The following is a 20,936-nucleotide window of genomic DNA, read 5'->3' on the forward strand; positions in this document are numbered from 1 at the left end:
AAAAAGGATAAGATTAGATGCGCGTGCTAGGTATTGAAACCTCATGTGACGAAACCGGAATCGCCATATACGACACTGAACAAGGTCTGCTGGCTCATCAACTCTACTCGCAAGTAAAGTTGCATGCTGATTACGGTGGCGTGGTACCAGAACTAGCTTCGCGTGACCATGTAAGAAAAACCCTACCACTTGTTCAAGCCGCATTGGCACAAGCAAATTTAACCGCAGCTGATATCGATGGGGTTGCTTATACCGCCGGACCCGGACTCGTGGGTGCATTATTAGTAGGTTCTTGTATTGGTCGCAGTTTGGCCTATGGTTGGCAGGTACCAGCGGTAGCGGTACATCACATGGAAGGCCATTTACTGGCTCCTATGTTAGAAGAAGATGTACCTGAGTTCCCATTTGTTGCTTTATTAGTATCGGGCGGACACACCCAATTAGTTCGGGTTAATGGTATTGGTGACTACCAGCTATTAGGTGAATCCATTGATGATGCGGCGGGTGAAGCTTTTGACAAAACAGCCAAATTGATGGGCTTGGACTATCCCGGCGGGCCACGATTAGCAAAACTGGCAACCCAAGGCCGACCACAGCAGTATCAATTTCCGCGGCCGATGACAGATCGACCTGGGTTAGATTTTTCATTCAGTGGTTTGAAAACCTTCGCTGCCAATACTATCGCGGCGTCCGATGGCTCCGAGCAAGCCTTAGCAGATATTGCTCGAGCCTTTCAAGATGCAGTGGTTGACACTCTATTGATCAAATGTCGGCGGGCGTTAGAACAAACCCAGCTTAAGCGTTTAGTGGTTGCTGGCGGGGTTAGCGCAAACCAACATTTACGTGAGCAACTGCAGCAATTTGCGCAGCGCATTGGTGGCAAAGTCTATTTTCCGCGCGGTGAATTCTGTACTGACAATGGTGCCATGATAGCTTTTGCCGGGGCACAGCGCCTGATGGCTGGCGAGCACGCAGATATTGCCATCAAGACCTTTCCACGCTGGCCATTAGAGCAACTTACGGCCATCACTCGCTAATTAAGATCGGTCGTTGTTGACCTCAGCGTTGTCATCAGGTGGCTGTTGTGGCCGCCTAATGCGACGCTCTTCGCCACTTCTAATACGCATAATATTGGATTGATGCCGCCATAGTATCAACAGCGAAATCATAATGACCGGTACTGTGTATTGTGGCTTGATAAAATAAGCAAAGAACGGCGCTAGGCTCACGGTGACGAGTGCCGCCACAGATGATACCCGGCTAATTCGAAACACCAAAATCCAGGTGGCAATCAGCAAGAGAGCCATTTCCCAAGCAACGGGAAACATCGCACCAAGAGCGGTAGCTACGGCTTTACCCCCGCGAAAGTGAAAGTACAACGGAAAGATATGGCCCAAGCAAGCGGCTACTGCAATAAGCCCCAGAAAAAAGGGCTCAATGCCGAGAAAATAAGAACCCCAGACCGGGATCATGCCTTTGAGCACATCAAACCACAGTGTTAATACTGCGGGTAATTTGCCCCCGATTCGATAAACATTAGTAGCGCCGGGATTATGGGAGCCGGCAGTGCGAGGGTCTGGTAAGCCGAACACGCGACATACCAAGACGGCACTACTGATAGAGCCGAATAAGTAAGCTGATAATATCGCCAGTACAATTAATGCACCCATGGTGATTTTTTTCCGGTCCGCTTTCCGTTACTATGCAAAGCCCATAGCATAAGCGCTTTACGCTTAAATTTCTATCAGTTACTGGTATGACAAATCATGGATAAAGTATTCGTAGAAGGGTTGGTGGTTGATGCCTACATAGGAGTGTACGATTGGGAGCATGAAAGCACCCAGCCGTTGGTCTTAGATTTAACTATGGCATGGGATAATGCCAAGGCCGCACGCTCTGAAGATTTGGCCGATGCACTTGATTACGACAGCTTGAGTAAAGCTGTTACTGCGCTCATTCAGCAGCGCCCCAGAGCTCTGATTGAAACCGTTGCAGAAGAGGTGGCTGAGCTTATTTTAACGCATTTCAAGGTGCCGCAAGTGACAGTAAAAGTAGGCAAGCCTCAAGCGGTTAAAGCTGCTCGCCAAACTGCCGTAGAGATCACTCGGAAGGCTTCGTGAGTAGAGTTTTATTAGGTATAGGTAGTAACAAGCAACGGCATCAGCATATTCAGGCTGGGGTGCTGGCGCTGTATCAACATTTTGCATCAGCAACGACGCCGATGCGAATCTCACGAGTATTTGAAAGTGCTGCAGTGGGTTTTGTGGGGCAGCCTTTTTTTAACTTAGTTGCAGAAGTTCAGACCCAGTTATCAGTAGCTGAGGTAAATCAAATCTGCAAAGAGATTGAACAGCAGTTTGGCCACAGCGCGGCAGCACCTAAATACAGTCCACGAACCTTAGATATTGATATGCTGTTGTTTGATGACCTGATAAGTCGAGAGCCAGTGCAACTGCCACGCGATGAGATTTTACATAATGCTTTTGTACTCTGGCCTTTAGCTGAATTGGTAGGCTCCTTGCCACATCCATGTACTGGTTTAACTTTTACTCAACATTGGCAACAATACAGTAGCTCTCAACAGTTACAACCTATATCATTTGACTTTGAGCAACTGCCTCATTTGTATCAGGTGACGCCATCAACCCTGATCACCAATAATTAAGCTATTAGCAAGGAACTAATCCCAGTGGATATTATTGAAGCTATTATTCTGGCCCTGGTTCAGGGGCTAACTGAATTTCTTCCGATTTCTAGTTCAGCGCACCTGATTTTGCCTTCGCAAGTTTTCGGTTGGCAAGATCAAGGTTTAGCCTTTGACGTTGCCGTGCATGTGGGAACCTTGCTGGCGGTCATCTTGTATTTTCGTCAAGAAGTAGGTCAGCTCCTGGTGGGCTGGGTAAATAGCATGCGTGGTCAACACAACGAACACAGCAGATTGGCGTGGTTAATTATTTGGGCCACTATTCCAGCTGGGTTGGCTGGCTTACTGGGGGGGGATTTAATTGAGAACTTTGCCCGTTCAGCGCTCGTGATTGCCACCACCACTATCCTGTTTGGTTTACTGTTATGGTACGCCGATGTGAAAGCTAGCGAGCGCCAAGGGTTAGCCGGATTGACCTTGAAACAAGCTATTTTAGTTGGTTTGGCTCAAGCATTAGCGCTTATTCCAGGTACCTCACGTTCCGGTATAACCATGACCGCAGGTATGCTGATTGGCCTAACCAAAACCGATGCTGCGCGTTTTTCGTTTTTGTTATCCATTCCTGTCATTATTATGGCGGGTGGCTACCAAGGCTTGAAATTAGTGCAACAACCCGCAGCGGTTGATTGGTTAGCCGTATTGACCGGGGTCGGGGTATCTTTTGTCGCGGCTTATTTCTGTATCCATTTCTTTTTACAGATCATTAGCCGTATGGGGATGCTGCCCTTTGTGCTTTACCGCCTAGCGTTGGGTATTATTTTGCTGCTATTTTTTATTTAACAGTAGATAACGTTATCCGCTGGCGAGCTGCCATTCGTTGATCACCTTCGCGTGGCGAGCTGATTGTAGCGCTGCTCCAATTTGAGGGCCTTGTAAAGCTTGGCCCTGAGCTTTGGCCGCGGCAATCACAGCAGCTGCGGATAACTTTTGAGCAGCCTCGAAACTGCGCTGAAAAGCTGCCAAGACGGGTTCCTTAATTCCGACACATTGCCACACCTTGAGCAGGTTAGTAAGCTGTTCGGGTTGCCGCCATAAATCAAACTGTCCCATGTAAGCGAAAGCCGCGTCGGCATTCCAAGTCGAGCTAGCACTGAGTTGCGCGCGACACAACTTGAGCGCCAGTTGACGATAGCTATTGGGAACCTTCAAGCGTTCACACAACTGCTGCGCTCGTTCAGGGTTCAGCGGATACAGGCTTAGGCAAAAGGCGATGAGAGGATCTGGGGTATCCAACTGACTCAAATAATGACGAGTTAACTTGATAATTGAAGCTGGTTGCAACTCGCTGAACCAAGGAGTTAAGGCGTGGGCATCGCTTAAGACCTGCCAGAATACCGCGGGGGTTGCACTGCTGAGTGCTTTTTCAGTTTCGCGCCAAACTCGCTCAGCACTTAAAGTTGCAAGTTCACCTTGGTCGGCTATGGTTCGCATTAACGCCATAGTTTCAGGAGCAACGGTAAAGCCATCAGCAGCAAAGCGAGCGGCAAAGCGCGCCACCCGTAATACCCGTAACGGATCTTCGACAAAGGCTGGAGAGACATGACGCAGTACCCGTTGCTGTAAATCTGCACGACCATGATAGGGATCAATCAACTCCCCGGAGTCACTTTGCGCTATGGCATTAATGGTCAGATCGCGGCGCATAAGATCTTGCTCCAAAGTCACCGACGGATCAGCTGCGATAGCGAAGCCTGTGTAGCCTTGGCCAGTTTTGCGTTCGGTTCTTGCAAGGGCATATTCGGCCTGCGTTTGCGGATGCAAAAATACTGGAAAGTCTTTGCCTACTTGGCGATAGCCTAAAGCCAGCATTTGTTGAGGAGTAGCACCAACTACCACATAATCACGTTCATGCACGGGCTTACCGAGTAACCTATCGCGCACGGCACCACCTACCAAATATATGTTCATGCCATACTCCCTTAATATTCTCGGTGCATCATCGCTAATCACTGGCAGTGATGCAAGTGAGTGGTTACACTGTAGCCATGCTCGACGCAAAACCTTACTTACAACCATCTAATTATAACAATAAGCGCAGCCGGTACGCCTTGGCTACCTTGATTTAATATAGTGATACAGACAGCATGTATTTGAATTATTTTGGTTTACACACAGAGCCCTTTTCGATCGCTCCAGATCCACAGTTTCTCTATTTGAGTGAGCGTCACCAAGAGGCGCTAGCGCATTTAAGTTATGGATTATCAGGTAGCGGTGGATTTATCTTACTCACAGGTGAAGTTGGTACCGGCAAGACGACGGTGTCACGTGCCCTGTTAGAACAATTACCAGAGCACACACAAACGGCATTTATTCTGAATCCGATGCTGAATTCACACGAGTTACTAGCTACGTTATGTGATGAGTTTGGGTTGCAATCAGCTGCTCAGCCAAAAAGCCGCAAAGACTCAGCATCCGGCCCATTAACGGACAAACAACTGACAGACTTGTTGAGTAAGTTTCTCCTGAGTGCACATCAAGCGGGTCAGCAATGTGTGGTGCTGATTGATGAAGCCCAACACCTACAACCCCAAGTATTAGAGCAACTGCGTTTATTAACCAATCTTGAAACCAATCAGCAGAAGCTATTGCGAGTTATTTTAATTGGTCAGCCTGAATTGCAAGATCTGCTGCGCCGTCGCGAGTTACGCCAGCTAGCACAGCGGATAACGGCTCGTTATCACTTATTACCATTACAATTAGCTGATACCGAACGCTATATTAATTACCGCTTGCAAGTTGCCGGAGCACAGCGCGGATTGTTTGAGCGCGCAGCGATACAGCGGGTTCATCAAGCAAGCGAAGGGATCCCTCGACGGCTGAATCTACTTTGTGATAGGGCGTTACTCGCTGCCTATAACGATCAAACGCAAACGGTGACGGTAAAACATATTAAGCAGGCCGTGCTGGAATTGGATGGGGCGCCTGCAGCCACAACCAATTCTCGTAAGTGGTGGATATTGCCGGCAGCAGCAATTCTTGGTGGCGTTAGTGCTTGGCTGGCATTGTATTTAATGAACCAAGTGAACACCCGAGTGAGCACAGATGGCTTAGCAGCGACTCCCATAGAGAGCACCATGGAAGTATCAGCGCCAAGTGTGTCGACACCCGCTGATTCTGCCGCTGTTCCAGCGATTGTGGCATTAACTCAGGTCTGGCAATTACCAGCACCACCAACAGAAGCAGCCGTGTGTAACTGGGTGGAGCAGTTCCAACTGATGTGTGTTACCGGTACCGCACGTATGGACCAACTGAAACAATTAAGTTGGCCATTATTGCTGCAGTTAGATGCTGGTCAGCACCAGTTTGTTGGCAGTATGGCAACCCAACCAGAAGCCGGCTGGAATGGTCGTTTTGTTGCCTTTATTCCGCAGCCACCGGGCTATGCTGATGAAGACTCGAGCCTGTACCAGCAATGGTTAGCGCAACAACTAAAAGAGTCTGGTAGTGCTGGTGTACAACCGCTGGTGCATCAGTTACGCCAGGTTCAAATGGCAGCAGGCTTGCCGGTTACGGGCGCGTTGGATGGTATCACTCTGGCTTGGTTAGCGGCGAACAGTCGGCTAGGCGGCCCGCGATTGCAAGAGGAGCAATAAATGTCTTCAGTATTAAAAGCATTGCAGCGCCAGTCATCGCCACTGGTGCCTCAACCCAATCCCATTTGGTTAGCTAGTGCTACTCAGCCTCGAGGACCTTATACAGGCCTAGTTGCAGTAGTCTTGGCGCTGCTGCTGTTTGTATTAAGTGCAGCTGCAGTTTGGTGGTGGTTACAGGATAATCAGGCACCTACGCAAGAAACATCAGCGCTGACGCCAATCCCCAGCTTAAACCAAGCAGCAACGCCGCCAGCAACGCCAGCGTATCGATTAGGCGAACCTTCGGCTATACGCGTTCCGGTTTGGCCAGAGCCAGTTGCAGTCACAACAGCCGAGCCAGCAACAGTAGCTGAAACCGCTGAAGCAACTGCGCTCATAACAGCTAACGAGGCTAAAGAAAAGGTGATTTCACAAGGGCAAGGATTGGATTTAAACGCGGTATCTCCCGAATTGCTGGCGGCCTTTGAAGATGCCTTAGCAAGTGGAGAGAATTCGGCGCAACAAAGTGTCGTTCCTACCATTTACGATTTAAACCTGAGTATGCAACGGCAAATTGGCAGTTTTAGTTACGATAGTCATCAATATTCATCTGATGCCACCGCACGCTGGATTGTTCTCGATGGGCGACGGCTCTTTGAAGGAGATAGCTTTGGTGCGGTGACGATTCTAAAAATTTCACCAGCTCATGTGGTGATGTCAATGAACCAACAGGCTTTTCAGTTACCAGCCTTAGAAGACTGGACAAGACCCTAGGAGATCTGATATTAAAACACCTGTTTAAATTCGTTGTTTGATTTTTTCTGCCAACTGATTGAGAGAGGTGTGGTCATGGCTGATTATCGTGTACCCCGTGAAGATATGCAGTTTGTACTGCAGGATGTATTTAAAGTTCATGAAGACTGGGCCAAAATTGAGGCCTTTGCTGACGTCGATATTGACACTGCAGTGGCTATTATTGATGAAGGCGCGAAATTGGCAGAAAGCTTGATTGCTCCTAATGCTCGGGCTGCTGATGAAGAAGGCGTGAGCTTCGATAACGGCGTGGTAACCACCCCGCAAGGCTACAAAGAAAACTTCAAGCAACTGGCTGAAGGTGGCTGGGTAGGGGTGACTGCCAATCCTGACTTTGGTGGTATGGGCCTACCAAAATCCGTATCAGCGCAATATGAAGAAATGCTCTGTGCAGCGGATATCTCTTTCTCATTATATTCAGGCTTGACTGCTGGCGCTATCATGACCATCGATCAGCATGGCAGTGACGAGCTAAAAGCCACTTATTTAGAAAATATGATCAGTGGTAACTGGGCAGGTTCGATGTGTCTTACCGAACCTCATGCCGGTACCGATCTCGGTATTATTCGTACCAAAGCCATTCCTAATGAAGACGGTAGTTTTGCTATCAGCGGGACCAAGATTTTTATCACCGGTGGCGAACATGACCTCACTGACAACATCATACATTTGGTGTTAGCTAAGTTGCCCGACGCACCCGCAGGTAGTAAAGGCATCAGCTTATTCTTAGTGCCGAAGTTTCTGGTAAATGCTGATGGTTCTATTGGTGAGCGCAATGGCGTGCATTGTGGTTCAACGGAACACAAAATGGGTATTCATGCCTCTGCTACTTGTGTGATGAATTTTGATGGTGCCAAGGGTTGGCTGGTAGGTGAGCCGCACAAAGGTTTACCAGCGATGTTCACCATGATGAACTATGAGCGGTTAGGTGTAGGTATCCAAGGCCTTGGTGCTGCAGCTCGCTCTTATCAAAATGCGCTAGAGTATGCCCAAGACCGCATTCAAGGTCGTGGCGCTAAAGCTACGCAGCAGCCCGAGAAAGAAGCCGACCCTATTATTGTGCATGGCGATGTGCGGCGCATGCTGCTTACCATGAAAGCTTTCGTTGAAGGTGGCCGAGCATTCTCAACTTATGTGGGGCAACAACTCGATTTAGCAAAATACGCAGCTGATGCAGAGACTCGCCAACGGGCCGAAGCGTTGGTGCAGTTGTTAACTCCAGTTGCCAAAGCCTTTTTAACGGACACTGGGTTTGAAGCCACTGTACTTGGTCAGCAAGTATTTGGCGGTCATGGCTTTATTCGCGAATGGGGACAAGAGCAGTTAGTTCGTGATTGTCGGATAGCGCAAATCTATGAAGGCACTAACGGCATTCAAGCTTTAGATTTATTAGGGCGCAAAGTTGCCGGTAGTCGAGGTGAACTCCTGAAACCACTCCTTGCGGATATCCAAGCGTTATTAGCTGAACCGTTAGCAGGATTTGAAGCAGAATATCAACAGCTTGCTGATGCTACGCAATTGGTACACCAAGTTACCGTGCAAGTATTAAGCAAGGTGATGGATGATGAAAATATCATTAACAGTGTCGCGGTAGAGTACCTGAACTTAATTGGTTACGTTGCTTTTGGTTACGTGTGGTTGCGTATGGCTGCGGCTGCTGCGCCGCAAGTTGCAGAAAAGCCACATCTAGCAAGTAAACTAAAAACAGCTAAGTTCTATATGGCGCGTATTTTACCGCGTATTGAAAGCCTAGCTACCACCATCAAAGATGGTAGCCAGAGCTTGTATCTACATGACTTGGGCGATTTTTAATCGCCCAACGATAGTAGGGTTGCATTGCCACCAACAGCAGTAATGTTGTTGGTGCGCGTTTTTTCAGTAACAAAACGGGTTAAGTAGTGTGGGCCACCAGCTTTTGGACCTGTACCTGACATACCACGGCCACCAAATGGCTGTACCCCTACCACCGCACCAATTTGGTTACGATTAATATAAACGTTACCGACATCAATCCGGCGGGCAATGTCCGCAGCAAAGGTTTCATTGCGGCTGTGAATACCAAAGGTCAAACCAAAACCAGTACCATTAATACTATCGATAACTTGATCTAAGCTGTCAGTGCTATAGCGAATAACGTGCAAGATCGGACCGAAGTTTTCTTTCACTAACTGATTAATAGAGTCAATTTCGATAGCCGTTGGTGCGACAAAAGTACCGCCTTGAGTGTATTCAGGCATCGGAGCACGCGCAATTAAGCGACCCGCTTGGCTAATATCGTTGATGTGCTGCTCAAGATTGTGTTTAGCTACGCCATCAATAACCGGACCTACGTCGGTTTCATGTAGCATAGGGTTGCCAACTTTTAGCTCGGCCATTGCACCTTTAAGCAGATCAATCACGCGATCGGCGATATCGTCCTGTACAAATAAGACGCGTAGGGCAGAACAACGCTGACCGGCACTCTTGAAGGCACTAGCAACGATATCGGTAACTGCTTGCTCAGGCAACGCAGTGGAATCAATAAGCATCGCGTTTTGACCACCGGTTTCGGCAACCAATGGCACTATCGCACCTGTTCGGGCGGCCAAGGCGCGGTTAATTGCTTGAGCGGTGTAGGTTGAACCGGTAAAGCAGACGCCACCGATATCTTCTTGGGAAACTAGGAACGAACCAACCTCGGCACCGCTGCCTGGCATAAAGTGCAACACATCACCAGGAATACCGGCCTCAAGCGCCAACTGCACGGCACGGAATGCAATAAAGCCAGTTTGCTCAGCAGGTTTAGCGATAACACAGTTACCTGTAACCAGTGCTGCAGCCACCTGCCCTAAGAAAATAGCTAGTGGGAAGTTCCACGGGCTAATACAAATAAAGGTGCCGCGGCCTTGCAAGAATAGCTCGTTCGTTTCGCCCGTCGGGCCTGGTAGCGTGGTCCCTTGACCCATGAGTTCACGCGCTTGGACAGCGTAGTAGCGGCAGAAATCGACAGCTTCGCGTACTTCATCAATACCATCTTGTAGACTCTTGCCGGCTTCTAGCGTACACAGAGCAATCAACTCGTTACGATTCGCTTCCATCAGATCAGCGAGCTTCTCTAATGCTTTGGCTCTGACTTCAACATCGGTATCGCGCCAACGTCGATAAGCAGCATTGGCACTGGTTAGTGCTTGTTCCGCAAGAGCTTTGTCGCCCCAGCAAATGGTGCCAATAAGGCGGTCGGTTTGTTGCGGGCTATGGATCGCAACCTGATGATGGGCATCAATGACATCGCCATTAACAATCGGTCCTGCTTGCCATTGTTTGTCTTGGTATTGTTGTACTGCTGCAATAAAGTCATCTGCTTGTGAATGAATGTTCATATTCAATCCTAACGAGTTTTTCCGATCTGCAAAGATCTGCGTCGGCAAAGGAATTTTGGCATTAGCGAAATGGTCATGCTGATGCATGGTCGTTAAAGGGTGCTCAATCAAGTCGGCTACTGGAGTTTCTGGGTCCACTAATTTGTGCACAAAAGATGTATTAGCACCATTTTCCAGTAGGCGGCGCACCAAGTAGGGTAACAAGTCTTTGTGTGCACCAACCGGAGCGTAAATTCGCACGGTGGTATTTTCATCCTGCTCTAAGATGGTGTCATAGAGATCGTCACCCATACCGTGCAAGCGCTGAAATTCTATCCGTCGCTGATACTGCTTATTGAGTTCCCGAATAGCGACAACGGTGTGTGCATTGTGGGTAGCAAACTGCGGGTAAATAGCCCCATCGGTCGCGGCACTCAATAAGTAGTGAGCACAGGCTAAGTAAGACACGTCAGTATTGGCTTTGCGGGTAAACACTGGATAACCAGTTAGACCATTCACTTGGCAAAGTTTGATTTCTGTGTCCCAATACGCACCCTTTACCAAACGCACCGGAATCTCGTCGCCACATTCGCGCGCCAGCGCGGTCACCCAACATAATGTAGGTAATGCACGTTTTGAATAGGCTTGCACCACCAAACCAAAACGTGGCCAGCCTTTACAGACGCCGCTTCGATACACTTTCTCAAATAATTCTAGCGAAAGTTCAAGCCGGTCTGCTTCTTCTGCATCAATGCTGACTCCAACATCGGCCTCTTTGGCTAGTTTAACGAGCTCAGTTAAGCTTTGTGCCAGCTCAGTCATAACGCGCTCGTGATTAGCCACCTCATAGCGCGGGTGTAGGGCTGATAATTTTATTGAAATAGTTGGGCGTGGAGCCTTCGGGTTATTGAAGTTTTCTTTGCCAACTATCTTAATCGAATTGACATAATCGGCGTGATAGCGCTGCGCATCACGCATGGTTAATGCCGCCTCGCCAAGCATATCGTAAGAGTGCGTGTAGCCTTTATCGCGATTAGCACGACTGTTTTTCAGCGCTTCTTCAATAGTACGGCCTAAGACGAACTGGGTGCCCATAATTCGCATCGCTTGATACGTTGCTTTACGAACTACCGGTGTACTTAAACGACGAGTCAGGCGCTTAAATACACCACGAGGCGTTTCCATCGGCTGGCCGGTAGGGTTTATCCGATTGTTAGCAAAGGCGATGCCCCAAGTGCCGGTATTCACTAACCAAGAGGTACTTTGGCCCATATGTTTTTGCCAATCACCACCGGAAAGCCGATCTTGGATTAACGCATCAGCTGTTGTTGCGTCAGGAATACGTAATAAGGCTTCCGCGAGGCACATCAAAATGATGCCTTCTTTGGTATCTAAACTGTATTCTTGCAGGAACGCATCAATACCGCTGTTGTCAGCACGCTCACGAACTTTACCCACCAGTGCCGCAGCAGCTTGGGTAACAGCGTCAATTTGTTCAGGTTGATTCGGTACCAGTGTCATCAACTCACGCAAATAGGCATCTTCATCAACTAAATAGTTGGCGGTAATGGCCTGTTGGAGTCGACCGAGGTCGGCGCCGGAATACTGAGCCGCAAGCACTTCACTCGCTTTAAACATAGATTCTCCTGTAAGACTCAGCCGATGGCTGGCGGGGACATATTTTCGGCGCAAGTATAGGGCTTTTTGAGCGCCAGTAAAGCCCACCCGATCAGAATTTTTGTCGCTTTCTTGCGGGCGTATCAGCGCTACATTTTCGAGCACCGCCGATGGCGCCCACGTTGCATTTTTTAACCGCCAGTGTCAAGCCCTGATCAGTTGACCTGTAAGGAGTCTGCGAGTACCGTATGAGGCCTAACTAATGATGCATAGATGGAACCATTCGTGAGTCACCAACACAGCCAAGAAATAGAACTCAAACTTATCCTTGAGCCGCAGCAACGAGCAGCTGTCTTGCAACTTTGTGAGCAATTGGCCAAAGGTGCTGAGCATGACATTTTTGAACTTAACAATGCCTACTTTGATACCGATGATTTGCGTTTGCGTGAATACGATATGGGATTACGCATAAGGCAGCGTGGTGAGCACTTAGAACAAACAATTAAACTTGCCGGGCAGGTGTTAGGTGGCATGCATCAGCGGCCTGAATACAACAGGGTGATTGCCCAGCCAGTGCCTGATTTGACGTTGTTCGAAGAAGATATATGGCCGGATGACTTTCCGTTGTTTGATATTCAGCGCGAGCTAAAGGAAATTTTTCGTACCGATTTCACCCGCCATCGTTGGCGAATTCCCCAGGGCGATGGAATGATAGAACTGGTGTTCGATGAGGGTGAAATCATTGCCGCTGAGCACCGCCAACCCATCTGTGAAATTGAATTAGAAGTACAAGGTGCAGATACGGCCGCAGCGTATAAATTAGCACGCCGTTTTATTACCCGCGTGAACGCGAGAGTAGGAACCTTAAGCAAGGCAGCTCGGGGCTACTTGTTAGCTGGCAAGTCGGTATTAGAACCCTACACCCATGCTGACTTTGTCAGTCAACAAGGCCAAGACGATGTTGGTCAAGGGTTATATCGAGCATTAACTTACGCCTTGCAATACTGGCAACACAATGATGCCTGTTTAACCCAGCAGCCGTGTGTGCAGGCAGTGGCTGGTATTACTGATGGAATTCGTTTAAGTAAAGTGGTGTTGCAACAATTGGCCTTATTCGAAATTGATGTGAGTGACCATATTTTACGGTTAGAACAGATGCTGGGGCACTTGGGTTGGCTCAGTAGGTTTGATGGTCTCAATGAGCTGATAGCTGAAGATGGAGCTTATCATCGCGCGTTAAAGCAAAATACCAAGCTGTATGAACACATTTTGGAGCAACAGCAACATGCTGTGCAACTTGAGCTGGTGGTAAATTTGAGTAAACGTGATGATTATCAACTGACCTTATTTGAGCTAGGTGAGTTGTGTGCCCAACAACCTCGCCATGAACAACTTATGCAGACCCCGTTAAAGCAATGGGCCGTGCAGCGCTTACGAGATGACTGGCAATGGGTTGCTGAACCTTTCACGCGCGCTGAAGAAATGCGTCCAGAGCAATATCTCAAACAGTTACCGCAGCTGCAAAGTTCATTGCAGCTGGGCTATTGTGTAGGAGCGCTATTTGATCAACAAGATCGTGAGCAATTCCGGGCCCCCTGGTTAGATATGCTGCGCGGCATCCGAGAAATATTGGCGCTAAAACTACTACGAGAAGCCATTAAAGATACGGATGATATTAACACCGAGCGTCTACTTAGTTGGCAAGAGGTACAGTTAGAGTCGTTGCTATATGCCCTGGAACGCTCTCGCCGCTCGGCTATCAAACAAGAACCTTATTGGATTTTATAATGATAGATGCATCGGCCTTTGTCGCCTCAATCAGCCCCTTTATTGCGCGTACACTAGAGCAACAACCGCAAGCTATCGAGTGGCGACAACAGCCGGGATACCCACATCAGGTGGTGCTTCCAGCGCCAGAGAACTATTTGACCCTGGTGCAGCAAGAGTTACAGCAATGTACCGATGAGGCTAGCGCACAGCGTCAACTGCGGCAATTAAGACAACGTTGGTATGCAAGTTTGGCTGCGGCAGACCTGCTGCAGCAAATTAGCTTGGCGGACATGTTGCGACATTTAAGCGCAACTGCCGATGCTTTTATCATCGCCGCCGTTCAATGGCTGCGACCGCGTTTAACTGAGCGCTATGGTGAATTACTGGATAGTCAGGGAGTACCGCAACAGCTGTATGTGATTGGCATGGGTAAACTAGGCGGGGGAGAATTAAACTTTTCGTCAGATATCGACCTTATTTTTTGCTATCCAGAGCAAGCCGAGACACAACATCCGCGACGTCCGCTTGAAGCCAGTGTGTTTTTTACCAAGTACGCCCAAGCTCTTTTAGCCTTGCTAGACACTCCGACTGCTGATGGTCGAGTGTTTAGGATCGATTTACGCCTGCGTCCTTTTGGCCAATCTGGCCCACTGGTAGCCAGCATGGCCGCATTAGAATATTACTACCAAGAACAAGGCCGTGATTGGGAGCGCTATGCTATGGTTAAAGCGCGTTTAATTGGTGCGAGCGAGGTTGCTCAACAGCAATTTAGTGCGCTGCTAAGGCCATTTGTTTACCGCCGTTATATTGATTTTTCAGCGATTGATGCGCTGCGTAAAATGAAGGCGTTGATCACCCAAGAAACCCGCCGTCAGGGCGTTCGGAACAACATCAAGCTTGGTGCTGGGGGTATTCGTGAAATCGAGTTTATTGCGCAAGTCTTTCAGTTGATTCGAGGTGGACAGCAACGTCAACTACAAACCCAATCTTTGTATCAAGCTTATGCCGTGATCAAACAACAACAGTTGCTGGAACCGGCAGTGGTGGATGAGCTGCTACAAAGCTATGAGTTTTTGCGTAAGGTTGAGCATGTCTTGCAGGAACTGAATGACGAGCAAACACAGACATTGCCGGACCAAAATGATCAGCAACAGGCTATGGCGCAGGTATTTAAAGTCAGTTGGCCGGCATTGGTTGATCGAATTGATCAAGCGATGCAAAAGGTTCACCAACATTTTAGAGCCGTTATTGGCGCAACGGATGAAGACGACGAAGAAGCTGGTGAGTTACAACTGTTGTGGCAGGATATGATCGAAGACGACGCTGCCGTTGCTATTCTCATTGATGCTGGTTTGAACGCTGCCAGTGCCCAACAAATGTGGGCGCACATCAGTCAACTTCGTCAAGAGGTTCGGCGCCGTGGGAGCGGCCCTCGAGGACGCCAAGCAATGGCTCGATTAGTCCCCATCTTGATTGAGCAACTACTGGCTTATGAAGACGCTGAAGCAGTCTTAGAGCGCGTATTGCTAGTACTTCGAAAAATTATGAGCCGCACAGCTTACGTGGAGCTACTGGTTGAGAACAAAGGTGCTCGCGAGCAACTGCTGAAGCTATGTCGTGCCAGTTCATGGCTAGCGACACAGTTAGCACAGTACCCACTTTTATTAGATGAATTGATCGACCCTCAGCATCTGTATCAGTTGCCGCAACTGGCCGATTATGGCCGTCTGGTCGATGAATACTTGTTGCGGATCCCCGAGCAGGAGGCTGATTTAGAGGCGCAAATGGATGCACTGCGTCAGGCGCGTCAGGTCTTACAATTACGTATTGCCGCGGCAGATATCAGTGGCGCTCTGCCACTGATGAAAGTCAGTGACCACTTAACTTATTTAGCTGAAGCTATCATTGCCAAAGTTGTTCGTTTAGCTTGGTATCAGATGGCTGAAAAATACGGTAACCCAGCTGGTCAAGACAGTGACAATATGGGGTTTGCAGTACTCGCCTACGGCAAGTTGGGTGGTTTAGAGTTGGGTTATGGCTCAGATTTGGATTTGGTATTTATCGCTGATGCAGACTACGGCGGGGTGACGCAAGGCCCAAGAGAAATCGAGAATCAGCAATTCTATTTACGCCTAGCGCAACGTATTTTGCATCTGTTAACTACCCGAACTATGGTTGGGGTGTTGTATGATACGGATATGCGTTTGCGTCCATCTGGTAAGGCTGGACTACTGGTTACTCGACTAGACACTTACGCTAAATATTTAGCTGAGGATGCGTGGACTTGGGAGTTGCAGGCCTTAGTTCGGGCGCGGCCTGTATTTGGTCGTGAGGAGATACGTCAGCAATTGATTCAGTTGCGCCTACAGCGCTTATGCCAACAGCGCTCAGAAGATGAATTACGCGAACAAGTGGTGAGTATGCGTGAAAAAATGCGTGAGCACACCAAGCTAGCGGTAAACGAACAAGAGTTTGATTTAAAACAGGGCTATGGCGGTATTACAGATATTGAATTTTTAGTGCAGTACCTTACCTTAAGGTATGCTCATGACTACCCAGAACTTGCAACTTACACTGATAATATTCGAATTTTAGAAACTGCAGGCCAATTAAACTTGATGCCGACCGAGCAAGCACAACAATTAATCGAGACTTATATTAGATTACGAGAGCTGTCGCATCAATTGGCATTAGCAGAGCAAAGCAGCAAGACCCATCAAGATGTATCTGCCGCCCGAGCTGTGGTTGAAACAGCTTGGCAGCAATGGTTAGCTGCCAAGCAAGGTTAGATGTTGAACACGCAGAATCGCGTTAGCGGTAGAGGTCAGGATCCGATGAATCTGGGCGTGTCTTGAAGCGTCGATGAATCCACATGTATTGCTCAGGTTTTTGCAAAATAGCATATTCAATCATACGATTAACACGCGTCACATCTGCAACTTGGTCTCCGGTTGGAAACTGCTCAAACTGCGGATAAAACGTCATATCATAACCACTACCATCGTCGCGCCGAAAGCAGGTTACAGGCAGCACCACACAGTTAGCATTTTCGGCAAACAACAAGGTGCCGGTGGTAGTACTTGCTTGCTCTACAGCAAACAACGGGGCAAATACGGTACGCTTGCGGCCGTAATCTTGGTCCGGCAAGTAGCCAGCAATCTCACCTTGGTCTAATGCTTGGAGCATGCTACGTACGTCAGTACGTGGGATCATGTACTTGTTGGAGCGTCCTCTACCACGGGTTTGTAAAAACTCCATAACGGCATTGTTATGAGGTCGATACAAGCCTACGGCGGGTTGCACGAACCCATGCAAGCGGGCATGAACTTCAAGACTAAGAAAGTGAAACAGCAGCAAGAGCACGCCTTTACCCTCGGCGAGCGGGGCTTGAATATGCTCAATGCCATGCAGATGAAGTTTGCGTTTTATACGCCAATCAGGCCACCACCATGCCATACCAGTCTCAAAAAAAGCGATACCAGTATTTTCTAGGTTGCGTTTTACCAACTGCTCGATATCTTCTGCACTTTTATTCGGAAAACAAAGCTCCAGATTACGGCGGGCAGTGTGTGCCCGTTTAGGTACAAAGCGGTAAAACAGGCGGCCTAGGCCGCGACCCATGGCAAGCTGCCATTTGTATGGCAGCCATGAAATACCATATAAAAAGCCGGCGCTGAGCCACGTTAACCAATACTTAGGTGATAGAAAACGTAGCTCAAACTTAGGTTTCTCAATTATTTTCATTCACAAGACTTGCGTTAATGGCGACTAAATCTTGTTCACTGATCAAACCTGATGCCTGTTTAAGAGCAAGATACTGACGGATATAACCATAGCGCGCACTCGATAAATTACGGCGAGCATTAAAGAGGTTACGCGTGCTGTTTAGCACGTCCACAATCGTACGGGTACCCACTTCAAAACCTGTTTGAGTAGCTTTCAAGGCACTTTCAGCAGAGATAACTGCTTGCTCAAAAGCTGTGATAGTAGAAATGGCTGCTACCACGTCATAGTACGCGCTGCGAACTTCGCGTTCGACATTACGGCGGACAAACTCTAATTGCTGACTTGAGGCTACGTAGTTTTCGCGTGCTTGCTCTGCTTGTGAGCTAGTACGGAACCCAGAAAAAATAGGTACGCGCACGTTTAGGCCAATTGAGTTGGTATCCATTCGTGGCAAATTGACAGTAATACCGCGAGTCGTTGATTCGGTATCGTTGGTGCTGTATTCACCAGACAAAGACACGGTTGGCAAATGACCGTTTTGGGCAACGTCAATTTGCTGCTCGGCAATTTCAACAGCGACTCGTTGTACCATCAACATTAAATTTTTGTCTTCGGCCGTTTTCACCCAGTTACTGGCATCTTGTGGATTAGGTGACTCGGGGCTAAATGATTGAGTATTTAACTGGGCAAGGTCGCTGTGATAACGGCCGGTTATTTCCCGTAAACTTTCTTGTGCAACTGATACAGCATTGCGCGCTTGGATTTCCGCTGCAACGGCAGTATCAAATTGAGCTTGTGCTTCGTGCACGTCGGTAATTGCGGTTAAACCAACAGAGAAACGCTGCTTGGTTTGTTCTAGCTGGCGCTCAATTGCTTTCTTTTCTGATTCTGCGAAAGCTAAATCATCTTGCCGTTCAAGTACGGTAAAGTAAGCATTAACTACGCGCATCATCAGCTGTTGACGCTCGCTCAAATAATTTACTTCGGCTTGATAAGCTTGTTTCTCGGAGATCTTTGCTTGATCCCAAACATTCATATCGAATAAGGTTTGGGTGAGTGATAGCCCAGCATTCCAGCCTTTGCTTTCTTGATCAAAAATAACCAAGTCGCCGCTGGTGGTGTCAAATTGTACGCGCTCGGCATCAGAACGGCTGTAGCCTGCGCTAAAGTTTAGCTGTGGCCAAAAGCTGGCTTTGGTGATATCAACACCTTTTTGGGCCGCGCGACGCTCGGCGTCAACACGTTGCAAGGTTGGATCATTTTGCAAAGCTAGTTGAAATACTTGTGCAAGGTCGTCGGCATAGGTGACACTAGAGCTTGCAGCAAAGGTTAAACCTAATAGAGCTGATAATACGTGCTTTTTCATGTTCTGGGGTGTCCTGAATTATTTGAAAGCATCATCATGCAAGTGATAACTGGCAATCATTTTACATACACTGGTGAATGATTACCAGTTTACTTTGTCTTTAACTAAATTTCATCGCAACAGTTGCAACGTTGTTGTTTCAAGTGTAACCAATTATGTGCAAAACGCTCATCTATTTACAATCAAAACTAAGCTAAATAGCGGTTAATTGAGTACAAAGAACGGTGAATCACAAATTATTCAAAAAAGCAGGTAACACGTGCAAAAGTTCTCACTTAAAGATGTCAAAATTATCGCAAAAGAAGTCGTTAGAGAAGGATTTTTAAGTATTTATCAGTACCAGTTGCAGCACCGTCTGTTTGCTGGAGGTTGGTCGCCTACCTTTACTCGCGAGATCATGGACCGTGGCCATGCGGTGGTGGTGTTGCCTTATGATCCCAAACTCGACGCCTTGGTCGTGCTTGAGCAGTTCCGCATAGGAGCGTTAGAGGATCCCCATAGTCCATGGCTGATAGAGTTTGTAGCTGGAATGATGGACCAAGAGGATGAGCAACCCGAAGAAGTTGCCCATCGCGAACTCATGGAAGAAGCAGGTTTAACTACCGATGTGTTGCATCATGCCATCACTTATTGGTCGACTCCTGGCGGCTGCACCGAGCAAATCACCGTCTATGTGGCTGAAGTGGATAGCAGTCAGGCGAGTCGGCACGGTGGCCTAGCTAGTGAACACGAAGATATTCGTGTGCATGTGCTGCCGTTTACTGATGTGGTAAGCTTATTGGAGCAAGGTAAGATCAATAATGCAGCCAGTGTGATTGGTCTGCAGTGGATGCAGTTGCATAAACGTAAGTTTGAGCAAATCTAATGGCTTAAATAGCGACAAGACATTTGGATAAGATAAAGAAAGACGATGATTAGTGATGTAAAGCGAACTCGGTATCAGTTTGATTTAGCTGCGCTACAACGCTTAGCTGCGGTTAACTATGCCTGTTTGCAGCCGTTAGTAAAAACCGCCCATAGGGTCGGGGCTTGGGTCGTGAAGATCAGCCCGCAACTCAGTTTTGTGCTCAGCGTCTTAGAGCAGGCGCCTTACACCACGGAAATTCGGATTCAACAGCAAGCTACCGCTGCTACGGCGCGTTTACCGCGTTGGTCTGAAGTTCAGTTAGATGTGCGTTTGTATCACGATGCACAACTGGCAGAAGTGATCCGTAGCCAAGGAGTAGAGCGGATACAAGCCCGGTATGAACAACCAAACGCAGCGATGCATCAGCGCAATGAAAAACATCAGATCAACCAGTTTTTGCAAGAGTGGTTACAGCTATTGCGACAGCAGGCGGTGGTACCACAGCCGTTACCAGGAGCGCGTTAGTGTTACTTTACATTCATGGTTTTGAAAGTTCACCAGCTTCGTTAAAAGCGCAACAATTGCAACAGTTTTTAGCCCAACACCAAGTTCCAGCAGCGTTATTGCCACAGATGCCTGCAACTATGGCAGCAGCTAAATCGATGCTGGATGAGTTTATTGAACAACAACCTATAACTGCGGTTATGGGCAGCTCTTTGGGAGGTTTCTGGAGCCATTACGTGGCATCACGTCTAGCTCAGCAGCAACGACCTGCTCGCGCTGTATTGATAAACCCAGCAGTGGCACCGCAGCATTGGATGCCCGAGCATCCGATTCAGCGCATACATCCCTGTACCCACGAGTCTTATCAACTAGACGCTGGTGATAAACAAGTGTTACAGCAAGTGGAGCAACAACTTGATAGCGCGCTCGAACTTTTAATTTTACTACAGCGCGGTGATGAGCAACTCGACTATCGTCAGGCACAGAACTTTTATCAATCGCAGCGCATGATTGTAGAGAGTGGAGGAGACCATAGTTTTGTAGATTTTCCGCGTTATCTTCCAGCAGCGCTTGAGTTTCTTAGCGTCCTGTAACAGTATAAGAAAATTGCATAATAATAAGAACGAACCAAGTCCTCATCCTTATCCATGGCGTTCATGAAAAGCGAGATAGAACCACG

At 48.1% G+C, this 20,936-nt stretch carries 17 protein-coding genes; 12 read left to right on the plus strand and 5 right to left on the minus strand.

All coding sequences use genetic code 11. From position 1 onward, the window contains the following. Window positions 1–17 precede the first annotated feature (17 nt). Window positions 18–1,037, plus strand: a complete 1,020-nt coding sequence (gene tsaD, locus KGF88_RS01880; protein ID WP_153827207.1) for a tRNA (adenosine(37)-N6)-threonylcarbamoyltransferase complex transferase subunit TsaD — start codon at window positions 18–20, stop codon at window positions 1,035–1,037. Here tsaD and plsY read toward each other — a convergent pair whose 3' ends face one another. Further along, window positions 1,038–1,670 carry a glycerol-3-phosphate 1-O-acyltransferase PlsY gene (plsY, locus tag KGF88_RS01885; protein ID WP_110076392.1) on the minus strand — a complete coding sequence of 211 codons (633 nt, stop codon included), beginning with the start codon at window positions 1,668–1,670 and terminating at the stop codon, window positions 1,038–1,040. It abuts the gene before it with no gap. Window positions 1,671–1,766: 96 nt separating this feature from the next. Between plsY and folB the strand changes: the two genes are divergently transcribed. Genes folB through KGF88_RS01900 form a run of 3 tightly spaced genes read left to right on the plus strand, consistent with a single transcriptional unit; the run spans window position 1,767 to window position 3,484 of the window. After that, window positions 1,767–2,120, plus strand: a complete 354-nt coding sequence (folB, locus tag KGF88_RS01890; protein ID WP_110076391.1) for a dihydroneopterin aldolase — start codon at window positions 1,767–1,769, stop codon at window positions 2,118–2,120. Next, a complete protein-coding gene (gene folK / locus KGF88_RS01895) occupies window positions 2,117–2,665 on the plus strand; it encodes a 2-amino-4-hydroxy-6-hydroxymethyldihydropteridine diphosphokinase (protein WP_162014593.1) in 549 nt (182 codons plus the stop codon). The genes folB and folK overlap by 4 nt, the downstream gene beginning before the upstream one ends. 24 nt (window positions 2,666–2,689) lie before the next feature. Further along, window positions 2,690–3,484: an undecaprenyl-diphosphate phosphatase gene (locus KGF88_RS01900; RefSeq protein WP_162014594.1), complete on the plus strand. Its 795-nt coding sequence runs from the start codon at window positions 2,690–2,692 to the stop codon at window positions 3,482–3,484. 12 nt (window positions 3,485–3,496) lie between these two features. Here the strand turns inward: KGF88_RS01900 and KGF88_RS01905 are convergent, their stop codons facing one another. After that, window positions 3,497–4,612, minus strand: coding sequence for a hypothetical protein (locus tag KGF88_RS01905; protein ID WP_153827208.1), 1,116 nt, complete (start codon window positions 4,610–4,612; stop codon window positions 3,497–3,499). A gap of 176 nt (window positions 4,613–4,788) precedes the next feature. Between KGF88_RS01905 and KGF88_RS13865 the strand changes: the two genes are divergently transcribed. From KGF88_RS13865 to KGF88_RS01920, 3 genes are all read left to right on the plus strand, one after another. Continuing rightward, the gene (locus tag KGF88_RS13865) at window positions 4,789–6,297 is read left to right on the plus strand and encodes an ExeA family protein (protein ID WP_153827209.1); all 1,509 of its coding nucleotides are present in this window, start codon (window positions 4,789–4,791) and stop codon (window positions 6,295–6,297) included. After that, window positions 6,298–7,050, plus strand: coding sequence for a general secretion pathway protein GspB (locus KGF88_RS01915; protein ID WP_153827210.1), 753 nt, complete (start codon window positions 6,298–6,300; stop codon window positions 7,048–7,050). 75 nt (window positions 7,051–7,125) lie between these two features. Further along, complete coding sequence (locus KGF88_RS01920; protein WP_153827211.1) at window positions 7,126–8,901, plus strand: acyl-CoA dehydrogenase C-terminal domain-containing protein; 1,776 nt, start codon at window positions 7,126–7,128, stop codon at window positions 8,899–8,901. Here the strand turns inward: KGF88_RS01920 and putA are convergent. After that, on the minus strand, window positions 8,898–12,065 hold the full coding sequence (putA, locus tag KGF88_RS01925) for a bifunctional proline dehydrogenase/L-glutamate gamma-semialdehyde dehydrogenase PutA (RefSeq protein ID WP_153827212.1): 3,168 nt from the start codon (window positions 12,063–12,065) through the stop codon (window positions 8,898–8,900). The genes KGF88_RS01920 and putA overlap by 4 nt on opposite strands. 264 nt (window positions 12,066–12,329) lie before the next feature. Between putA and KGF88_RS01930 the strand changes: the two genes are divergently transcribed. Next, window positions 12,330–13,832 carry an inorganic triphosphatase gene (locus tag KGF88_RS01930; RefSeq protein WP_257119948.1) on the plus strand — a complete coding sequence of 501 codons (1,503 nt, stop codon included), beginning with the start codon at window positions 12,330–12,332 and terminating at the stop codon, window positions 13,830–13,832. Continuing rightward, complete coding sequence (gene glnE, locus KGF88_RS01935) at window positions 13,832–16,603, plus strand: bifunctional [glutamate--ammonia ligase]-adenylyl-L-tyrosine phosphorylase/[glutamate--ammonia-ligase] adenylyltransferase (protein WP_153827214.1); 2,772 nt, start codon at window positions 13,832–13,834, stop codon at window positions 16,601–16,603. Before KGF88_RS01930 ends, glnE begins: the two co-directional genes overlap by 1 nt. Window positions 16,604–16,625: 22 nt before the next feature. Here glnE and lpxL read toward each other — a convergent pair whose 3' ends face one another. Both lpxL and tolC read right to left on the minus strand, forming a co-directional pair. After that, complete coding sequence (gene lpxL, locus KGF88_RS01940) at window positions 16,626–17,558, minus strand: LpxL/LpxP family Kdo(2)-lipid IV(A) lauroyl/palmitoleoyl acyltransferase (RefSeq protein WP_153827215.1); 933 nt, start codon at window positions 17,556–17,558, stop codon at window positions 16,626–16,628. Continuing rightward, window positions 17,545–18,906, minus strand: a complete 1,362-nt coding sequence (tolC, locus tag KGF88_RS01945; protein ID WP_153827216.1) for an outer membrane channel protein TolC — start codon at window positions 18,904–18,906, stop codon at window positions 17,545–17,547. Before tolC ends, lpxL begins: the two co-directional genes overlap by 14 nt. Window positions 18,907–19,165: 259 nt before the next feature. On the opposite strand from tolC, the gene KGF88_RS01950 reads away from it, so the two are divergent. From KGF88_RS01950 to KGF88_RS01960, 3 genes are read left to right on the plus strand one after another with little or no spacing between them, the layout of a single operon-like run. Further along, window positions 19,166–19,771, plus strand: a complete 606-nt coding sequence (locus tag KGF88_RS01950; RefSeq protein ID WP_162014595.1) for an NUDIX domain-containing protein — start codon at window positions 19,166–19,168, stop codon at window positions 19,769–19,771. Between the two features lie 45 nt (window positions 19,772–19,816). After that, window positions 19,817–20,278 (plus strand): DUF1249 domain-containing protein, encoded by a 462-nt coding sequence (locus KGF88_RS01955; RefSeq protein ID WP_153827217.1) that lies wholly within the window; start codon window positions 19,817–19,819, stop codon window positions 20,276–20,278. Continuing rightward, window positions 20,278–20,850, plus strand: a complete 573-nt coding sequence (locus tag KGF88_RS01960; protein ID WP_153827218.1) for a YqiA/YcfP family alpha/beta fold hydrolase — start codon at window positions 20,278–20,280, stop codon at window positions 20,848–20,850. The genes KGF88_RS01955 and KGF88_RS01960 overlap by 1 nt, the downstream gene beginning before the upstream one ends. The last annotated feature ends 86 nt before the right edge of the window (window positions 20,851–20,936 follow it).

This window comes from Idiomarina loihiensis (assembly GCF_024584785.1).
Classification (GTDB): domain Bacteria; phylum Pseudomonadota; class Gammaproteobacteria; order Enterobacterales; family Alteromonadaceae; genus Pseudidiomarina; species Pseudidiomarina fusca.

What these genes read in the sequence shown, in the direction of transcription:
- putA (WP_153827212.1), bottom strand. Translation starts at nt 12,065, where the DNA reads ATGTTTAAAGCGAGTGAAGTGCTTGCGGCTCAGTATTCCGGCGCCGAC.
- KGF88_RS01905 (WP_153827208.1), bottom strand. Translation starts at nt 4,612, where the DNA reads ATGAACATATATTTGGTAGGTGGTGCCGTGCGCGATAGGTTACTCGGT.
- lpxL (WP_153827215.1), bottom strand. Translation starts at nt 17,558, where the DNA reads ATGAAAATAATTGAGAAACCTAAGTTTGAGCTACGTTTTCTATCACCT.
- tsaD (WP_153827207.1), top strand. Translation starts at nt 18, where the DNA reads ATGCGCGTGCTAGGTATTGAAACCTCATGTGACGAAACCGGAATCGCC.
- KGF88_RS01955 (WP_153827217.1), top strand. Translation starts at nt 19,817, where the DNA reads ATGATTAGTGATGTAAAGCGAACTCGGTATCAGTTTGATTTAGCTGCG.
- glnE (WP_153827214.1), top strand. Translation starts at nt 13,832, where the DNA reads ATGATAGATGCATCGGCCTTTGTCGCCTCAATCAGCCCCTTTATTGCG.
- KGF88_RS01915 (WP_153827210.1), top strand. Translation starts at nt 6,298, where the DNA reads ATGTCTTCAGTATTAAAAGCATTGCAGCGCCAGTCATCGCCACTGGTG.
- KGF88_RS13865 (WP_153827209.1), top strand. Translation starts at nt 4,789, where the DNA reads ATGTATTTGAATTATTTTGGTTTACACACAGAGCCCTTTTCGATCGCT.
- plsY (WP_110076392.1), bottom strand. Translation starts at nt 1,670, where the DNA reads ATGGGTGCATTAATTGTACTGGCGATATTATCAGCTTACTTATTCGGC.
- folB (WP_110076391.1), top strand. Translation starts at nt 1,767, where the DNA reads ATGGATAAAGTATTCGTAGAAGGGTTGGTGGTTGATGCCTACATAGGA.
- KGF88_RS01920 (WP_153827211.1), top strand. Translation starts at nt 7,126, where the DNA reads ATGGCTGATTATCGTGTACCCCGTGAAGATATGCAGTTTGTACTGCAG.
- tolC (WP_153827216.1), bottom strand. Translation starts at nt 18,906, where the DNA reads ATGAAAAAGCACGTATTATCAGCTCTATTAGGTTTAACCTTTGCTGCA.